The following is a 16,591-nucleotide window of genomic DNA, read 5'->3' on the forward strand; positions in this document are numbered from 1 at the left end:
TCTTCTAGTTGACCTATTACAGGGATTCAAGAGCCTGTTTTAGATCCTTAAGGCAATTTTCGCAGATATAGGATGTACCAATTTGTGTGCATCCAAGAATCTCCTTACTTTCTTCCCTTTCTTTTTCCTCTTGACTTCCAGGATAGCCTTCACAGTAAACTCCGCACTTTACTTCACAATAAACTCCACAGAATAGGCATTTTGTCATATTATGATTTAGGATTCTGGATTTCAAATACGTTTCCGAAAAATCAAAGAAAAGGAAAAAACAACGGGCAGAAAACAAAATCTGAAAAAATTAAATGAGTTGCAAAATTTTTTCAAAGAAAGATATTGTTCTCAATAAATTATGAAGCTTAAAACGCCAACCGAAAAGTATATAAATTATAGTTCGTATGTTCTGATAGTTATCCCAGGCTGAATGGCCTGACAATAAAACCCTGTAGCGGGGTGGGGTAGCCAGGAGATCCCGACGGGCTCATAACCCGTAGACCGATGGTTCGAATCCATCCCCCGCTATGAAAAGTTCCTTTCTTAATCTGTTTGGTTATAACAATTAGTACGTTTTCATATTTTCTACCCGGCAACTTTTTTATAGCCGGTTACCGATTTATACCTAGAGTCCATTTGTTTATCCCGTTTTTAAGCCACTGAAACTTAAGGCTTATTAAGTAAGGTTACTTTCTTACACAAGATCAAAAAGCGTAATCTTTACAACGGGCTTTTAACTGTTTATAACTCAAGAATATTACTTTCTTACACAAGGTCAAAAGTGTGAGTATCTTTTCATATATCCTCAAAAACTGAGCAGGATGACTTTCATATGGTAATGGAAAAACTTGGAGACTCCTTACAGGGAGCGCTCAAGAAGCTGATCGGCGCGGGGCGAATTGATGAGCGCACGGTCAATGAAGTAGTAAAAGATATCCAGCGGGCTCTGCTCCAGGCCGACGTGAATGTAAAACTTGTTATGGGAATGTCCCAGAGAATCAAAGAACGTGCAATGAAAGAAGACCCTCCTGCAGGTATGAATCCGAGGGAGCACGTAATCCGCATTGTATACCAAGAACTGATGGAAATTATCGGCAAGGGAGCTGAGATTCAGCTCAAGCCGCAGATTATAATGATGGTTGGGCTTCAGGGGAGCGGAAAAACTACCAGTACAGCAAAGCTTGCTCGCTACTTCCAGAGAAAAGGACTAAAAGCAGGAGTTATCGCCGCAGATACCTTCCGACCTGGCGCATACCACCAGCTTAAAATCCTCTGTGAAAAGCTTAATGTAGCTTTCTATGGAGAAGAAAACAACCCTGATGCTGTTGAAATTACCAGAAACGGGCTCAAAGCCCTGGAAAAATACGACGTGAAAATTGTGGATACCGCAGGCCGGCATGCCCTTGAAGCCGATCTGATAGATGAAATGGAACGGATCAATGCCGTTGCCAAGCCAAATCACAAATTCATGGTGCTGGATGCAGGTATCGGACAGCAGGCAAGCCAGCAGGCCCATGCCTTTAATGATTCTGTAGGAATCACAGGCGTTATTATAACGAAACTTGACGGGACTGCAAAAGGAGGCGGAGCCCTATCTGCCGTTTCCGAAACAAAAGCCCCGATTGCCTTTATCGGTGTTGGGGAAACGCCTGAAGATTTTGAAAAGTTCGAAGCTGACAGGTTCATTTCAAGGCTTCTTGGCATGGGAGACCTCAAAAGCCTAATGGAAAAGGCTGAAGAGACCCTTAGCGAAGAAGACGTAAATGTCGAAGCCATGATGCAGGGAAGATTCACCCTCAAGGACATGTACAAACAGCTTGAAGCCATGAATAAGATGGGCCCTCTAAAACAGATTATGTCCATGCTGCCCATGGGATTGGGTGGAATGGGGGGCGTTAAGCTCTCGGATGAGATGTTCCAGGCTACAAGTGACAAGATGAAGAATTACAAAATAATCATGGATTCCATGACAGAAGAAGAAATGGCTGATCCAAAAATCATTGGCGGTTCCCGGATAAAAAGGATTTCAAGAGGCTCAGGCTGCAGCCCTGAAGAAGTAAGGGAGCTTCTTAAATACCACAAAACCATGCAGACAGCTCTAAAAGGTTTCAGAGGTGGAAAATTCAATATTCAGAAAATGATGAAGAAAAGACTCGGGATGTAATTTATTACCGAGTTCTTTTTTAGTCCTTTTTATCTTTATAAAGCGTCTATTTCTCTTTTTGTAATCAATTAAAGATTCAGGAATTTTTAGGCTCTTGAAATATCAATTGCGACCTTAATATTGCTCGCAAACTTCAAGGAAATTAGTAAGCAGTTCTTCTCCTTTCTCGGTATGGGAAACCTCAGGATGCCACTGAACGCCGTAAATTGGTTTTATCGGATGGCGCATGGCTTCAATCTCGCAGATATCCGAACGGGCAAGCTGGGTAAAGCCTTCAGGCAGAATGGCAACCTCGTCCGCGTGCGAAGCCCACACAGTAGTCTTGGGCCCAAGCCCGCGTAGAATATCATCCTCTTCAAGCACTTCTACTTCAACCTCTGCATACCCGCCTTTTTTCCCTGCATGAACGTGACCCCCGTATGCCAGGGCAATTGCCTGATGTCCGAGGCAGATTCCAAGAATAGGGAGATCGATTTCCCTGACGTAATCGAAACATAAGCCTGCCCTATCCATATCTGGCCCTCCACTAAGAATAAGGCCATCTGGCTCTTCTGCCAGGATATCCTCAATTGGCGTTGTATTGGGAATTATTTTAGTATCCATGTCAAGATCCCGAACAGCCCGGTGAATAAGATGGCAGAATTGTCCGTAGTTATTAACAACAAGAATTTTCAGTTCTTTCATAATTCCTTCAGTTCCTGTTTTAATATGATTGTATTTTCTAATGCTTTGAGTTTACTTTATTAGCCGGACTTATCCTATTTTAATTCTTGTATGTTTCCGAAGTTCATGGCCCATACTTGTTTTCGTAAGCAAGAGACTTAGAGCCCGATATCAGTTCTGTGATTCGGAACATATTTTCAATGGCGCCACTTATTGATAGCAAAAACAGAAGTACGACATAAGACCATTATAGCACATTGTTATACGTTAAAGTCCAATAATATTCGTTTGGATCTGGATGTATAACTTATCTAGTAGTTAAATGGAATAGATTTAAATAGATTAAGTGTGACAGTATGTCACACGCTAGCACGGATATCAATAATACCATCCATAAAAATAAGAGAGCATTTTGCACTCGAAGGGGATTATAATGTCAGAAATAGGTAAAAAGATACGGATAGAAAGGCTGATGAACCGGGAAAGCAGAAACATGGTCGTTATTCCCATGGATCATGGGATATCAGATGGGCCTATTAACGGGCTTATCAATATCACCGATACAGTGAACAGAGTTGCCGAAGGAGGAGCAAATGCCGTCCTTATGCAAAAAGGAATGGTAAAATACGGACACCGAGGATACGGCCATGATATAGGTCTTATCGTCCATATTAGTGGTTCTTCTTCCCTGAGCCCAGACCCCAATGCCAAGGTACAGGTCTGTACAGTAGAGGAAGTAATTAAGATGGGAGCAGATGCTGTTTCCATGCATATCAATATAGGTTCTGAAACCGAAGCTGACCAGCTTGAGCAGCTAGGAAAAATTTCCCGAGACTGTACCGAATGGGGTATGCCTCTTCTTACTATGATGTACCCAAGAGGTAAAAAAATCACCAACCCACACGACCCTGTAAATGTAGCCCATGCTGCAAGGATAGGGGCCGAACTCGGGGCTGATGTTGTAAAAACAGTATACACCGGAGACCCTGATAGCTTCAGAGACGTTGTCAGAGGATGCCCTGTGCCTGTAGTTATTGCAGGAGGGCCCAAGACCTCAACGGATCTGGAACTCCTAGAGATGATTGACGGAGCAATGGAAGCCGGAGCCAGAGGTGCTGCAATTGGAAGAAATGTTTTCCAGCATAGGGACCCTGTCAGACTCACCCGGGCCATTTGCGAAATCGTACATCATAGAAGGCCTGTAGAAGAAGCCCTCGAACAGCTAAAATGAGAGCAGGATATTGAAAAGCAAGCCCAGAACCCGAAATAGAAGTTAAAAAAGGGAAAAGGCCTGAGTAAAAACAGAAATCATACCGGGGTTGAGCCTTTGAAAAAGAAAAGTGTGTGGATAAAAGCCGATGAAGGCGGATGGGAACAACAGAAAGAAAGAATTACGACAGGCCTTGAATCAGGAGCCGACTGCGTACTTGTAAACCCAGGAGATGTCGGAAAAGTTAGAGAACTGGGAAATATTCCAGTAGCAGCCTTTGGCCGTGATAATAAATCTGGGGCCGAGATTATCGTTGTTGGGAAGAGAGGGGAAGGAGATGGTACGAAACCCCTACCTCTTGAGACTCAGGGTTCTCTTGACATAAACGCAGCAACCCTTCTAAGAGATAAAGGAGTGGCTGTGGGCGGATATGTTATAATCAGGGATAAACGCTACGAGCATTTTGCAGCCGAGCTGGGAAAGGTCTGCGACTTCCTGATTGTGACAGGTACGGACTGGAAGGTTATTCCTCTGGAAAACCTGATAGCTGAGCTTCAGCGTTATGACGTGAAAATTATCTTCGGGGTAAAAAGTGCCGAAGAAGCAAGACTGGCCTTCCAGACTCTTGAAACCGGAGCAGATGGCGTCCTTCTTGACAGCGGAAACATCCAGGAAATAAAAGATACCATCAAGGCTGCAAGGGAATTGGAAAACGAAAGCACTGAACTTGCGTCAGCAGTTGTAACCCGAGTCGAACCTCTTGGAATGGGAGATCGAGTCTGTGTGGACACATGCAATCTTATGCAAAAGGGAGAAGGCATGCTCATAGGTTCTCAGGCAAGCGGGATGTTCCTTGTAAATTCTGAATCCGATGACAGCCCATATGTGGCAGCCCGCCCGTTCAGGGTAAATGCGGGTGCAGTTCACTCTTATATAAAAATAGGAGATAAAACCCGCTATCTCTCGGAACTTCGAACCGGAGATACGGTAACCATAGTAGACTCAAAAGGCAGACAGAGAGAAGGTTTTGTGGGCAGAGTCAAGATCGAAAGCCGTCCCCTTATGCTTATTGAAGCAAAAGCAGGCGATCGTACTCTGAGCGCAATCCTGCAAAATGCCGAGACTATCAAGCTGGTTGGAAAAGATGGAAATCCGATCTCAGTCGCCAAACTCAAGAAAGGCGATGAGGTTCTGGTTCGCCTGGAAGAGGGAGCCAGGCATTTTGGGAAAAAGATTGAAGAGACGATTATAGAGAAATAACTGTCAAAAAGAAAAACTTCCCAAAAAGAAACGATTGCCAGCAGAAAAGGAAAACCGGAGAAGACGGTTGTAAGCGGAAGAAGAAAACCGGAGCAAGCAATGATTCATATTGGCCAGCTTGACCTTGAGAAAAAAGCTGCCGTTGTCGCAGTAATTCTTGATAAGCCCCTTGAAACTTCAAGAAAGGCCGCCGAAATGGGAGCCGACCTACTCGAAATCCGGCTGGATTTGCTTGGAATCAGGGACCTGGAAACAGCTGCAGAAACAATCAGAGAGATTAAATCCGAGACCGGGCTTCCGGTAATTCTCACAAACCGCTCCAGTACGGAAGGAGGGAAATGGGAAGGAAAAGAGACCGAGAGGATTGGGCTTCTTACAGATCTCCTTTCTACAAATCTCCTTTCCCTGAAAGATGGGCCAGATGCAGTAGACATCGAGCTCTCTGCCGGAAGAGAAGCAATAGACCAGGTAATAAAAGCGGCAAAAACATGTGGGAAAACCGTAATCGTTTCTTCTCATGACTTTTCGAAAACTCCGTCTTTTCATGAAATGAAAATTATTGTGGAAGAGGCTTTTCTGGCAGGGGCGGATATTGCGAAACTTGCTGTTATGCCGCAATCGAGAAAAGACGTACTTGACCTGTTAAGAATTGCACTGGATACCAGGGAGGCAGGAAACGCTATATGCACGATCGCTATGGGCAAGCTCGGAAAACATACAAGGGTAATTGCTCCTTTTTATGGTTCGGTCCTTACATATGCGGCTGTTGATAGTGAAATTTCTGCCGCTCCCGGGCAATATCAGGTAGATAAAATAAAGAAGATATTGGAGCTGCTCGAATGAAGCGAGTTTTTGGCGTATTTGGAGACCCTATAGCCCATTCCCTTTCTCCTGCAATGCATAACGCAGCTTTTTCGGCCCTTGGGATGGACTGTGTATATCATGCTTTCAGAGTCAAACCCGAAAAACTGGAAAAGGCAATTCTTGGAGCTGAAGCTATGGGCTTTGGAGGGCTCAATCTGACAGTGCCTTTAAAAGAGGCAGCCTTGAAACTTGACTGCGTAAAACCTGACCGCCTGGCCGAAAGGATAGGAGCTGTAAACACTATCGTTTTCAAGGAAAACGAAAAAATAAACGGATATAATACCGACGGATCAGGAGCAAAACAGGCGCTTCAGGAGTCTGCAGTGGAAATGAGGGGGTCTAAAGTCGTGCTTGCAGGGGCAGGAGGAGCAGCAAGAGCCATTGCTTTTCAGCTTGCGGCTGACGGCGCCGAAATCACAATAATAAACCGGACCGAAGCAAGGGCTATTGAGCTTGCAAAAGAGATATCAGCCGCAGCCCTTCCCGGAAAAGTTGAGGGAAGAGGACTCTCCGGATTAAAAGCCATGCTGCAGGATGCCGATATCCTTATCAACACCACAACTCTTGGAATGCACCCAAATACAGAGACTACTATCGCCACAGCCGAAGAGCTTCACTCTGACCTTACTGTTTTTGATATTGTATATAACCCGCTGGAAACCAGACTCTTAAAAGAAGCAAAAGCCTCGGGCGCAAAGACCGTGAGTGGAGTTTCAATGCTTGTATATCAGGGAGCTGAAGCTTTCAGACTCTGGACCGGAATCGAACCTCCAGTCGAACTTATGAAAAAAACCGTTCTGGAGGCTTTTAAGGCTTGAGTGTGAACCTGGAACCCAGAAACCAGACCAGTACGGATCAAAGTTCTGAAAAAACGAAGGTGCTGATCCTTGGCGGAACCGGGGAAATGGGACAATGGTTTACCCGTTTTTTCAAAGAAAGAGATTACAAGGTTACGGTCTGGGGAAAAAGTGGAAAAACGGAGATTGCAAGGAAACTGGAAGTTCCTTTTGCCTCAGATCTTGAGGAAGCTGTTCCGATAAGCGACATAGTAATAGTCTCTGTGCCCATCAATGTAACTGAGGAGACTATTGCGGAAATTGCCCCGAGAATGAAAGCCGGAAGCCTCCTTATGGACTTTACTTCCATTAAAGTAAAGCCTGTGGAAGCCATGAGAAAATTCGCTCCTTCCGAGGTGGAAATTCTCGGCACACATCCCATGTTCGGCCCGACGATTCCCACAATAAGAGGGCAAACTGTTATTCTTGTCCCTGTAAAAGGGCGCTCGGAGAAATGGTTCCCGAGAATAAGAGAGCTTTTTGAGGAAGGAGGAGCGAATGTCGAAATTACTACTGCAGCCGAACACGACAGGCTTGTTTCGGTTGTGCAGGGGCTTACTCATTTTGCCTATATTACCATAGGAACAACCATTGACAGGTTAAATTTCGACGTAAAAAGATCCCGAAAATTCGTAAGCCCGGTCTACGACATAATGCTTGACTTCGTAGGCAGAATTCTTGGCCAGAACCCCTATCTGTATGCCCTTATCCAAATGGAAAATCCCGGAGTTCTGGAAGTGCATGACGCATTTATTACGGAATGTGAAGAACTTTCAAAGCTTGTGCGAGCCCATGACGAGGAAGGCTTTGTGAAAAAAATGAAAGCTGCTGCTAAACAATACGGAGATACTGCTCATGCCCTACGTAAATCGGACAAATTGATTAATTCCCGGATAGCCGAATACGAGACCATTCTGAACTCCGTTGGAAAGGTCTGCGGGTTTTCCCATTTTTATTCCGGAAAAATCCATGTAGGCACTCTGGAAAAGGTAGGCTCTGACGAAATAACTCTTACAAAGCTGGTCTCAAAAGGTACTTCCCCTCACATAAAAAATAAATTGGTGAAGCTCAAGCTTGAAAATCTTCGCCTACTTTCGGAATCCGAATTATGGGAATGGAGAAAAGAAAACCTTGAACATTCTACCAGGGATATTTCAGTCCTTATTCCTGACGGAGCTGACCCTATAGTTATCCTTAACGCTATAAATACTAACAAACAGCTTGCAGCCTGCGAAATAAGTGATATCTATAAAAGGATTAATCAGGAAGAGTATAAAGAATTCAACCGGATAGAAACCAAACCAGAGAGAAAAGAGGATAAAAGACTAGGAGTTACTTACAGGATCACGGTTTTTGGGGACTGTGATGCTAATTCTGTCGAAGCCGACATTACATCTCTCCTTTGTGGTCTTGGGTGTAAAATAAGAGAGAAAAACTTAAGGCAGAAAGAAAAACTTAGGCTAAAAAGATAAAAGGGACTTTTCCTTAAAAATCTGTGTTAATAAAGACAGAAAGTGATATAAACAATTAAAAAAAAGAATATATGATGTCCAGAGTTAGATGGAGAGTCTCTCTTTTATTTGTGCTTATCACCCTTTCTATATTCTTTTCACTTGTTGCAAATAGTGATAGGTTTGTGGAAGTCAGGGGAAATGAAACATATAACCAAACAGGAGCTGGGGGTTCAAGTGAAAATCGTATCATAAGTCTCATAAATAGGCTGGAAACCGGCAACCAGGAAGCGAAATTGAACGCTGCAGCTGAACTTGGGAAGCTTGGTGGGCCTGCGGCAAATAATCTTGTTGACAAAATCGAGTCAAATAATTCGAGTTCGAAAAAAATGAGCAGCTATATGCTTCTTGCGCTTCTTGAAACCGGAGATGACAGAGCAGAAAATATCCTTTCCGAAAACTTTGAGAGAATTGAGGCTTCGAATAGGGCTGCAAACGAGAGTGCAGCCGAAGAGTGGAAACAAGGGATCTCAGAAGATACCCTGCAGGCCATAGAAGCAAAAGATACAGCCATAAGGAAATACATTGCAAATTCCATCGCTATGGACTCCGCAAGGGCGGAAAACAGGGGAGAAGCAGGCGCTTTTGAGAAAGTTCTTAACTCAGAAACACAGAATTCAAGTACTTATGTTCCTCTTGCAATTTCAGACTTTGGACCTGAAGAACCAGGAAGCGAAACCGAAAAACTCCTTAAAGCTCTTAAAAGCAATAAAGGGAGTACAAGAGTTGCAGCTGTGATGGCTCTTGGAGAAATGAGAGAAGAAGCTGCAGTAGATCCCATAATTGGAATTCTGACGAGAGATTATCCGCCAGCGCAAGCCAGTGCAGCAATTGCACTTGGAAAGATTGGGGACGAAAGGGCAGTAGAAGTTCTAAGAAAAGAAATGAAAGATAATGATAACGAATATGTTAAAAGCGGCTCTGCAATTGCTCTTGCGAGAATAGGAGACGAAGATTCAGTACCCCATCTTATAAATAGATTGAGAGACCCGAGAATCAAAGTAAGAAGTAGTGCGGCTCTTGCGCTCGGAAAGATAGGAAATGAGACCGCAGTAAAACCCCTAATAGAAATCCTGGAAACCGGAAAGAGTTCAGAAGGGAAAAAAAATAGCTCTATGAACGCAAACGCCGATGTCCGAAAAAGTGCTGTCCTCGCTCTTGGAGAAATAGGAAGCACTGATGCCACTGAGAGTTTAATCGGCATATTGACCGATAAAGAAGAGGAGCTTGAAGTCAGGACAGCGGCAGCTTCAGCTTTGGGGAACATAGAAGATCCCAGAGCAGTAGAAGCGCTCAAGAAAGTGTTTGATGATAACAATATGGATACTCACATTAGAAATACGGCTTTTCTCGCTCTTAGCAAAACCGGAGACCAAGAAACTGCAAGAACGCTTGTAGGAAAACTGGGAGATCAGGAGTTTGGGGATGTCGCCAGAGAAGCCCTCATAGATATGGGAGAAATGGCTGTTGATCCACTTATAGAGAATTTGAAAACAGAGGACCATAAACTCAAAGCTGAAACAGCCTTAATTCTTATTGAAATTGGAGATAAAAGAGCTATTCAGCCTCTGATTCTGGCTTATCAGTAATTAAAGATCAGACAGAGGATAGAAAGATGAATATAGAAAAGAAAAAAGCGGCTGAAAAAAACCGCATTCTTTTTTATCAAGATTTACCCAATATTCCTATACAATCTCTCTCCAGATCTGGAAAAGAAGTTTCCTTCTAAAACTTTAAACCAGACGGATAAGGTCTTCCAGTGCGGCTTTTGGGTCTTTGGCTTTTACAATTCCAGACGCAAGAAGCACACCTTGAGAGCCAAGGTCAAGGGCTGCCCTGAGATCTTCACCTTTAGAAATTCCAGCTCCGCAAAGTACCTTTACTCCGGGATTAATTTTCGTAACCGCCTCAACCGACCCGCTAACAACTTCAGGATTAGCTTTTGAGACAGGGATTCCACTTCCTATAAGTTCAGGGGGCTCGATTGCAACATAATCCGGGCCAAGAGCTGCGGCTGCTGCAGTTGTCGGGACATTATTAGTGCAGATGACTGACCTGAGCCCGAATTCCTTTGCAGCCTTCAGAGACGCCTCGATTTCTGCAAGGGTCAGGCGCCTTTCAGAGTGGTTGATCAGAGTCCCTACAGCACCTGCCTCTTTTATGGATTTTCCAAAAACGTGGCCCGTAAAACTTCCTGCTCCTACCCCATCTAAATGCTGGGAAAAGACTGGAAGCTCAACTTCCGAAGCTACCCTGTAAATATCCGGAAGCTGCGGAGCTACTGCTATCTCGATACCTGACTCTTCGGATACGGCTTTGCAGGCCTTTGCAATTTCCACTGCTCCCTGGCCCGTGCCCTGCAAATAAGTCTTATAGTTCAACAAAATGAATGGTAAACCCAAAGAAATCCCCTCTTGAAAAGTAAAAAGAAATAGAAAGCGCGGATTTCAACGCTTTCTATGATATTTTCGCCGAAAGCACTGTATGATTTTATCCTTTAGCAGTACTTTTCCGGCAGCTTTTGAGGAAATTCTTAAACCTGCTCAGAAGTCAGTCATGATTCTGAACTGGTCAATTTCCGGTTTGTTAAGGCTGTTGATAAACTGCTCGGCAACATCCCTGACATCTTTTGCATTGGTAATCGCGCGGCCTACTACAAGAATGTCAGCACCCTGACCGAGAGCCACAGGCACCTTGTCAAGACGGACTCCACCTGCAACAGCGACCAGAGTTTTTGGAGCAATTTTCTTGATCTCGGCGATATTGCCCCAGGCATGTTCTGTGCCCTCAATGTCGATTCCACGGTGGAGTTCAATGACATCTGGCATGACCTTAAGCTGTTTTAAGACAGAAATCGGATCTTGCTGGTTGAGAGTGTCCATTACCGCATAGATACCTGTCTTATGGGCTTCCTCGATGAGCTTGTCAATGGTATTGATCGGGGCAAGAGCAGAGACCACAATAGCGTCTCCTGCAGCATCAGCAACCATTCTTGCTTCAAGGTTTCCGGTGTCCAGAGTTTTCAGGTCAGCTACTATGAAGGCATCAGGCCTTACCTCTCTGATCTTCGAAATGACATCCATACCATAACGTTTGATAAGGGGCGTGCCTGCTTCGATAATAACGTGATCGCTCTTAGGAATCTGGGATATGGCAGACTGCACAAACTGGATGTCAGGATTGTCAAAAGCAACCTGCAGGTAAGGTGGGTCCCAGAGCCTTGTGACCTTGAATCCCATGATAGCATGGGTAGACTTGTTGCTTTCTTCAAGGACTGTGTCAATGTCCGGGAAGCCTTCAAGAGCACGCTTGATTGCAAGTTTTGTGGCTCCGTAGTTATACCTGTAAATCTTATTGTAATCCTGGGCATCAGGATGAATAAAGACACTGGCTACAATAACGAGCTCTTCAGCCTGGTCCTTTGAGATTACGCCTTCTTCAACTGAGTCTGCTACTGCCTTTGCAACGGCTGACTGGGCAGGCCCGAAAATTCTTGATGCCTGATCCATATTTTTGACTGTAACCTTCGGGATAATAAGGGTTGAAGGTTTTGGCGGTAAGTTGGGCCTGATAACGGATAGAAGCGGAGTGTGGCCGGCTGAAAGCTGGGTCAGACCATTTGCAAAAGCCTGCCCAACAGGTCCTCCCTTGTCTCCTATCATCAAATCAACATGGGCAAGTTCTGCGCCTTGCCCCATTAATGCTTCTCCTATTTGAAACATATTTGACCTCGTAAATTTGATAAATGTTAGATCCGAAATTAGTAAACATGTAGATAATCGATAAGCATATCAATGGCTTCATAATTAAAATTAATTCACCATCAAATCGAGGATAGAGATAACCCTTTTGCCTGCTAAATGCCAGCCTTATATAAATAATCTCGTATCGTCCCTGAGGTTTTTTCTACAACCTTGATAGAGTAACAGAACTCGATTTTGGAATTTGATTTTGAGATTTCAGAGACCACAGGAAACTCCCTAATAGGAAATTTCCTATTAATGGATAATTTTGGGGCACATATCATCAAGAGTGCATATTTTACATCTTGGAGAAATCGGCCGGCAGATGTTTTGCCCTAATTTTACAAGCAGGAGATTTATATGTCTCCAATATTTCTGTGGAAAGATCTTTTTTAACTCCATTTCAGTTTCCTCAGGGGCTTTTGTCTCTACCAGACCGAGCCTGTTAGAAATTCTGTGAACGTGAGTATCCACTGCAAGGGCATCTTTAAGGAAAGCATGGGCAAGCACGCAGTTAGCAGTCTTTCTCCCAACTCCAGGCAGCTCTAGAAGAGCTTCCATATCATCAGGAACCCTACCATTATATTTCTCCAGAAGGATCCTGGAAATTTCCTTTATTCTTCCTGCTTTAACTCTGTAAAAACCCACATCTTTTATAAGAGCTTCAATCTCGCTGATATCAGCTATCACCATTTCTTCGGGCGTCGAAAATCTTTTAAACAGCTTTTTTGCTGCAGGATAGGTCACATCATCCCGGGTTCTGTGGGACATCACAGTGGAGATTAACACAAAAAAGGGATCTGCAAAGCCATCAGGAGAATCTTCAGGGTAAAGTTCAAAAAGCCTCTGCATGAGTTTATCGATGTCCATGTCCAAAAATCAGTCTTTTCTAATATAAAATTAAGGTTTGAATTTGAACTGGATCAAAGTATCTTAAATTACACATAAGGATAATCAGGAAATTAAGAATTCTGGAAAAAAGGTCGTTCTGAAAAAGGATATCAATTTTTAAGAAGAAGCCAAGATCCGGATTCGAACCGGAATGGAATCGCTCTGCAGGCGATTGCGTAGCCGCTCCGCCATCTTGGCACTTTACAGATTTGTGTGATATATTTTATAAAACAACTTTAGAACTATAGATTATTTAAAGAAGAAGCCAAGATCCGGATTCGAACCGGAATGGAATCGCTCTGCAGGCGATTGCGTAGCCGCTCCGCCATCTTGGCATTCTTGATCACGTATTACTCGTGTAGGTTCAATTAAAGTAATTTCTAATATATAAATATTTAGTTTGAAGTAATTAAGTTTTTAAATTTTTTAACAGATACGAGACTCAAAAATAAAAGGAGGTTTTCCTATAAAAGGATAACCCTATTAGAAAAAAGCCCGAAGAGGAAGTAATCCTGAGGAAGCAAATAGCCATGCCATAACTATGGCCATCAGCAAGATTACAATTAAAGTTGGTAGGATTATAGCTATTACGGATCTTGTCATACTTACATCATGTACATACATGCCGCCCACAATATAGAGATATATCCCGTAAATTCCGGCGATCCAGCCGATAATAGGAATCCAGGAAAGTACCAGCACAGCAGTTGCATAAGAAATAAATCTTACAGTACCTTCGTAAGTTCCCGCTCCTCCAAGTATTTTATAAATAATGTAAAGTATTGCAGCTTCTATAAAGAGAGAGATAATTCCTGCAATAGGTGTGATGATCACAGTCATAAGTATTGCGAAAAAACCAAGTCCTCTCATACCGCCATACATACCATTATACATTCCACCATACATGCTGCCGTCCATATACATTCCATGGCCAAAAAGAACGGTAAAAAGTGCGGCTAAAAGTGCATATACGATGAAACTTATGGCTGCGAAGGTGAGTGGATCAGCGTATCCTCCGGTCTTAGGCATTTCTCTGTAGAAGTCAGACGGTGTTTGCATAACTTCTTTCCAGGTTTCGACGTAACCCATAAATAACCCCCAAATATTTAAACGCTTTATTTTTATTTAAATAAATTTATTAAAAAAATGAAATCCTGTTTTCAGGAATAAACAGAATAATTCAGAACTACTGTCATGGCAATTTAATTATTGATTATTGTCCTTTGGCAGCTCCCCATCGACACATAAGAATTTACAGACTTTAGGCTATCAATAGCTAAATTCATTACAAGCCCACGAACTGCAGAAACACACAATAGATAAAATTTACCGAACACGGACTTCAGTAAACCAATATAAGTATGAAATCTCAAGAAAGTCAGAAAGCAGACAGGAGAAATCACACGCTAGAAAAATCATCAGCCTTTTCACACTGTGGATTGGTTATTGCTTCTTCACACTGGCACATACTTAGTGCTTGAAATATACCCTCACCTGCATTTATTCCTTTTAAAGCACATTTCTCCATTAATCGGAAGTAAAGGTCTTCGTTTTCGCTTTTAATAAATTCACACATTTCAGAAACAATCTCTTGTGTTACAAATTCTTCCTTTCGATTTACCCAATTATTAATTGATTTCATCAATTGCTGACGTGTAGATTTATCATCTCGGTTCTGATCTATTACAGTCGTGAAGACACATTCATCTCTGCTCAGAAGCCATTTACCAAGTCTATACCTAAACCTACTCTCATTATTTTGATTTTCATCAGTCATACAATATCCCCACAATAATTAAAGACTTCATCATATTTAACAATTTTAAGCGATTTTGATGATATTAATAAATTTTTAAAATTTAACTTGATACTGCTGGTAGTTAGGAGCCATCCCTCAAAAACATAGAATTTCTTAAAAATTCTAAAAATTATCTAAAATAAAACCTCAGGTGCTCTACAACCAGATGTACACAAATTACCATATACGGAAGCCCTGAAAACAGTGAATAATTAACTTAATTAAATTAATAATGTAGTTTACTTTGATCATTTGTATCTTTTTCCGAAACCTAGTCGCGTACAGAAAATCGAAATGTATAGAAAGCTAAAAAATGGGAGAAGAGAAACTTAAAAAAGATATTATAAACTCGAGAGGTATAGTCAACTTTAAATCTGTTTTAATTTCAGGAATAATTTTATATTATAATTTAGAATTTTCCTCTCTCAAGGAAATTGAAGCTTAAACTTCTACTGGGCGTTTTGTAGATCAAGAATTCCTATTTTATTAACATGTCGCCTATTTAGATTCAGTTTGTTTATATAACATGTGTCCCATAATATTCTGGGGAGACAGGGTCTAAGACCTCATTCAATAACGTTGCTTGTCCAATCAAAAAATTGTAAATTTTTAACTTTGTCAACAAAAATATTGTTAACATCAGAGCTTACCTAAGCTGTGAGAAAAAGAAGGGAAAAATCTTACTGCTAATATTTTCAAGAGCCAACTGAATATAAAAACATATTGAAAAGTTTAAGTATAAATGGAAAAATTGTAATTTTTTTTGAAGGGGGTATATGTTTGAAAGGAGATCAGAAATTAATCGATTGCCTAAACGCCCGTTTAGCAGATGAACTGGCCGCTATCAACCAATACTTTGTCCATGCTGAGATGTGCGAAAACTGGAACTATGATAGGCTGGGCGAGGTAATCGAGAAGCGAGCCATTACCGAGATGAAACACGCAGAAAAGCTGATCGAACGCATCCTCTTCCTTGAAGGGAAGCCAATAGTCAGTAACCTGAGTGAAATTCGCATCGGCGATCAAGTACCAAAAATGCATGATCACGATCACTGGGCTGAGGAAGGGGCTATTCTGGGGTACAATAAAGGTATCCAGCTTGCAATGGAATTGGGAGACAACGACACAAAAGTGCTTCTCGAGTCGCTCCTAAAGGAAGAAATAGAGCATATCGACTGGATTGAGGCCCAACTTGATCAGATCAACCATATAGGTGTTCAAAATTATTTGGCCCAGCAGATCTACGAATAAGAGCGATGCTACTGCATCTACCCTTTAAAATATGAATAAGGCCATCATGAGAAAGCCCTGATTAAGATCAGAAAATTTTCAACGTTTCAGATATTGCTCAAGGTTAACTTGTACAATGAGAAAGCTTAAAAATATTTATAGATTTAATTAAGCATTTCCAAAAATCTGTATCTAAAATCTCCTTTTATTTCATTTAAATATATTTCTCAAAACAATTGGAAATCGTCAGATGTAAATTGACTTAACAGACGAGAACAAAAATGGGCAAGGAATGAGCAGATTGTAAGCTGAATATACAAAAGCAGTAAAAATTACTTAAAAAATATGCAATAATCAAAAAATGCTTCAAAAACAGATATTATAAAACAGAGATTATAATAGATTTAAAGTATTATAAGGTGAGTATGGC

General features: G+C 42.0%; 16 protein-coding genes and 3 tRNA genes. 10 read left to right on the forward strand and 9 right to left on the reverse strand.

Going from position 1 to position 16,591, the window contains the following annotated elements; genetic code table 11:
• Positions 1 to 16: 16 nt before the first annotated feature.
• Complete coding sequence (locus BP861_RS15855; RefSeq protein ID WP_292376978.1) at positions 17 to 208, reverse strand: hypothetical protein; 192 nt, start codon at positions 206 to 208, stop codon at positions 17 to 19.
• A gap of 236 nt (positions 209 to 444) precedes the next feature.
• Here BP861_RS15855 and BP861_RS15860 point away from each other — a divergent pair.
• Both BP861_RS15860 and BP861_RS15865 read left to right on the forward strand, forming a co-directional pair.
• A tRNA-Met gene (locus tag BP861_RS15860) sits at positions 445 to 519 on the forward strand.
• A 304-nt stretch (positions 520 to 823) separates the two neighbouring features.
• Entirely contained in the window at positions 824 to 2,155 is a 1,332-nt protein-coding gene (locus tag BP861_RS15865) for a signal recognition particle protein Srp54 (RefSeq protein WP_292376979.1), read from the forward strand.
• 114 nt (positions 2,156 to 2,269) lie between these two features.
• Here the strand turns inward: BP861_RS15865 and BP861_RS15870 are convergent, their stop codons facing one another.
• Complete coding sequence (locus tag BP861_RS15870) at positions 2,270 to 2,839, reverse strand: GMP synthase subunit A (protein WP_292376980.1); 570 nt, start codon at positions 2,837 to 2,839, stop codon at positions 2,270 to 2,272.
• A 412-nt stretch (positions 2,840 to 3,251) separates the two neighbouring features.
• On the opposite strand from BP861_RS15870, the gene BP861_RS15875 reads away from it, so the two are divergent.
• The 6 genes from BP861_RS15875 (at position 3,252) to BP861_RS15900 (ending at position 10,088) form a co-directional block, all read left to right on the forward strand.
• Positions 3,252 to 4,049, forward strand: a complete 798-nt coding sequence (locus tag BP861_RS15875; protein WP_292376982.1) for a 2-amino-3,7-dideoxy-D-threo-hept-6-ulosonate synthase — start codon at positions 3,252 to 3,254, stop codon at positions 4,047 to 4,049.
• Positions 4,050 to 4,145: 96 nt separating this feature from the next.
• Positions 4,146 to 5,288, forward strand: a complete 1,143-nt coding sequence (locus tag BP861_RS15880; protein ID WP_292376984.1) for a 3-dehydroquinate synthase II — start codon at positions 4,146 to 4,148, stop codon at positions 5,286 to 5,288.
• A gap of 99 nt (positions 5,289 to 5,387) precedes the next feature.
• Positions 5,388 to 6,131: a type I 3-dehydroquinate dehydratase gene (aroD, locus tag BP861_RS15885; protein WP_292376986.1), complete on the forward strand. Its 744-nt coding sequence runs from the start codon at positions 5,388 to 5,390 to the stop codon at positions 6,129 to 6,131.
• Positions 6,128 to 6,970, forward strand: a complete 843-nt coding sequence (locus BP861_RS15890) for a shikimate dehydrogenase (protein WP_292376987.1) — start codon at positions 6,128 to 6,130, stop codon at positions 6,968 to 6,970. The genes aroD and BP861_RS15890 overlap by 4 nt, the downstream gene beginning before the upstream one ends.
• Complete coding sequence (locus BP861_RS15895; protein ID WP_292376989.1) at positions 6,967 to 8,460, forward strand: prephenate dehydrogenase; 1,494 nt, start codon at positions 6,967 to 6,969, stop codon at positions 8,458 to 8,460. Before BP861_RS15890 ends, BP861_RS15895 begins: the two co-directional genes overlap by 4 nt.
• Before the next feature lie 71 nt (positions 8,461 to 8,531).
• On the forward strand, positions 8,532 to 10,088 hold the full coding sequence (locus BP861_RS15900; protein WP_292376991.1) for a HEAT repeat domain-containing protein: 1,557 nt from the start codon (positions 8,532 to 8,534) through the stop codon (positions 10,086 to 10,088).
• A gap of 144 nt (positions 10,089 to 10,232) precedes the next feature.
• Here the strand turns inward: BP861_RS15900 and tpiA are convergent, their stop codons facing one another.
• The 7 genes from tpiA to BP861_RS15935 all read right to left on the reverse strand — a co-directional run bounded on the left by tpiA (position 10,233) and on the right by BP861_RS15935 (position 14,910).
• Entirely contained in the window at positions 10,233 to 10,901 is a 669-nt protein-coding gene (gene tpiA / locus BP861_RS15905; protein ID WP_292376992.1) for a triose-phosphate isomerase, read from the reverse strand.
• 141 nt (positions 10,902 to 11,042) lie between these two features.
• Entirely contained in the window at positions 11,043 to 12,221 is a 1,179-nt protein-coding gene (locus tag BP861_RS15910) for a bifunctional 5,6,7,8-tetrahydromethanopterin hydro-lyase/3-hexulose-6-phosphate synthase (RefSeq protein WP_292376993.1), read from the reverse strand.
• A gap of 276 nt (positions 12,222 to 12,497) precedes the next feature.
• Positions 12,498 to 13,112, reverse strand: a complete 615-nt coding sequence (locus BP861_RS15915; RefSeq protein WP_292376995.1) for an endonuclease III domain-containing protein — start codon at positions 13,110 to 13,112, stop codon at positions 12,498 to 12,500.
• 147 nt (positions 13,113 to 13,259) lie between these two features.
• Positions 13,260 to 13,331, reverse strand: a tRNA-Cys gene (locus BP861_RS15920).
• 65 nt (positions 13,332 to 13,396) lie between these two features.
• Positions 13,397 to 13,468, reverse strand: a tRNA-Cys gene (locus BP861_RS15925).
• 148 nt (positions 13,469 to 13,616) lie between these two features.
• A complete protein-coding gene (locus BP861_RS15930) occupies positions 13,617 to 14,222 on the reverse strand; it encodes a YIP1 family protein (protein WP_292376997.1) in 606 nt (201 codons plus the stop codon).
• A gap of 310 nt (positions 14,223 to 14,532) precedes the next feature.
• Positions 14,533 to 14,910: a hypothetical protein gene (locus BP861_RS15935; protein ID WP_292377000.1), complete on the reverse strand. Its 378-nt coding sequence runs from the start codon at positions 14,908 to 14,910 to the stop codon at positions 14,533 to 14,535.
• A 334-nt stretch (positions 14,911 to 15,244) separates the two neighbouring features.
• On the opposite strand from BP861_RS15935, the gene BP861_RS15940 reads away from it, so the two are divergent.
• Both BP861_RS15940 and bfr read left to right on the forward strand, forming a co-directional pair.
• Positions 15,245 to 15,376 (forward strand): hypothetical protein, encoded by a 132-nt coding sequence (locus BP861_RS15940; protein WP_292377001.1) that lies wholly within the window; start codon positions 15,245 to 15,247, stop codon positions 15,374 to 15,376.
• 278 nt (positions 15,377 to 15,654) lie between these two features.
• Positions 15,655 to 16,182, forward strand: coding sequence for a bacterioferritin (gene bfr, locus BP861_RS15945; RefSeq protein WP_292377003.1), 528 nt, complete (start codon positions 15,655 to 15,657; stop codon positions 16,180 to 16,182).
• Positions 16,183 to 16,591 lie beyond the last annotated feature (409 nt).

This window comes from Methanosarcina sp. UBA411, from assembly GCF_002495725.1.
GTDB lineage: Archaea > Halobacteriota > Methanosarcinia > Methanosarcinales > Methanosarcinaceae > Methanosarcina.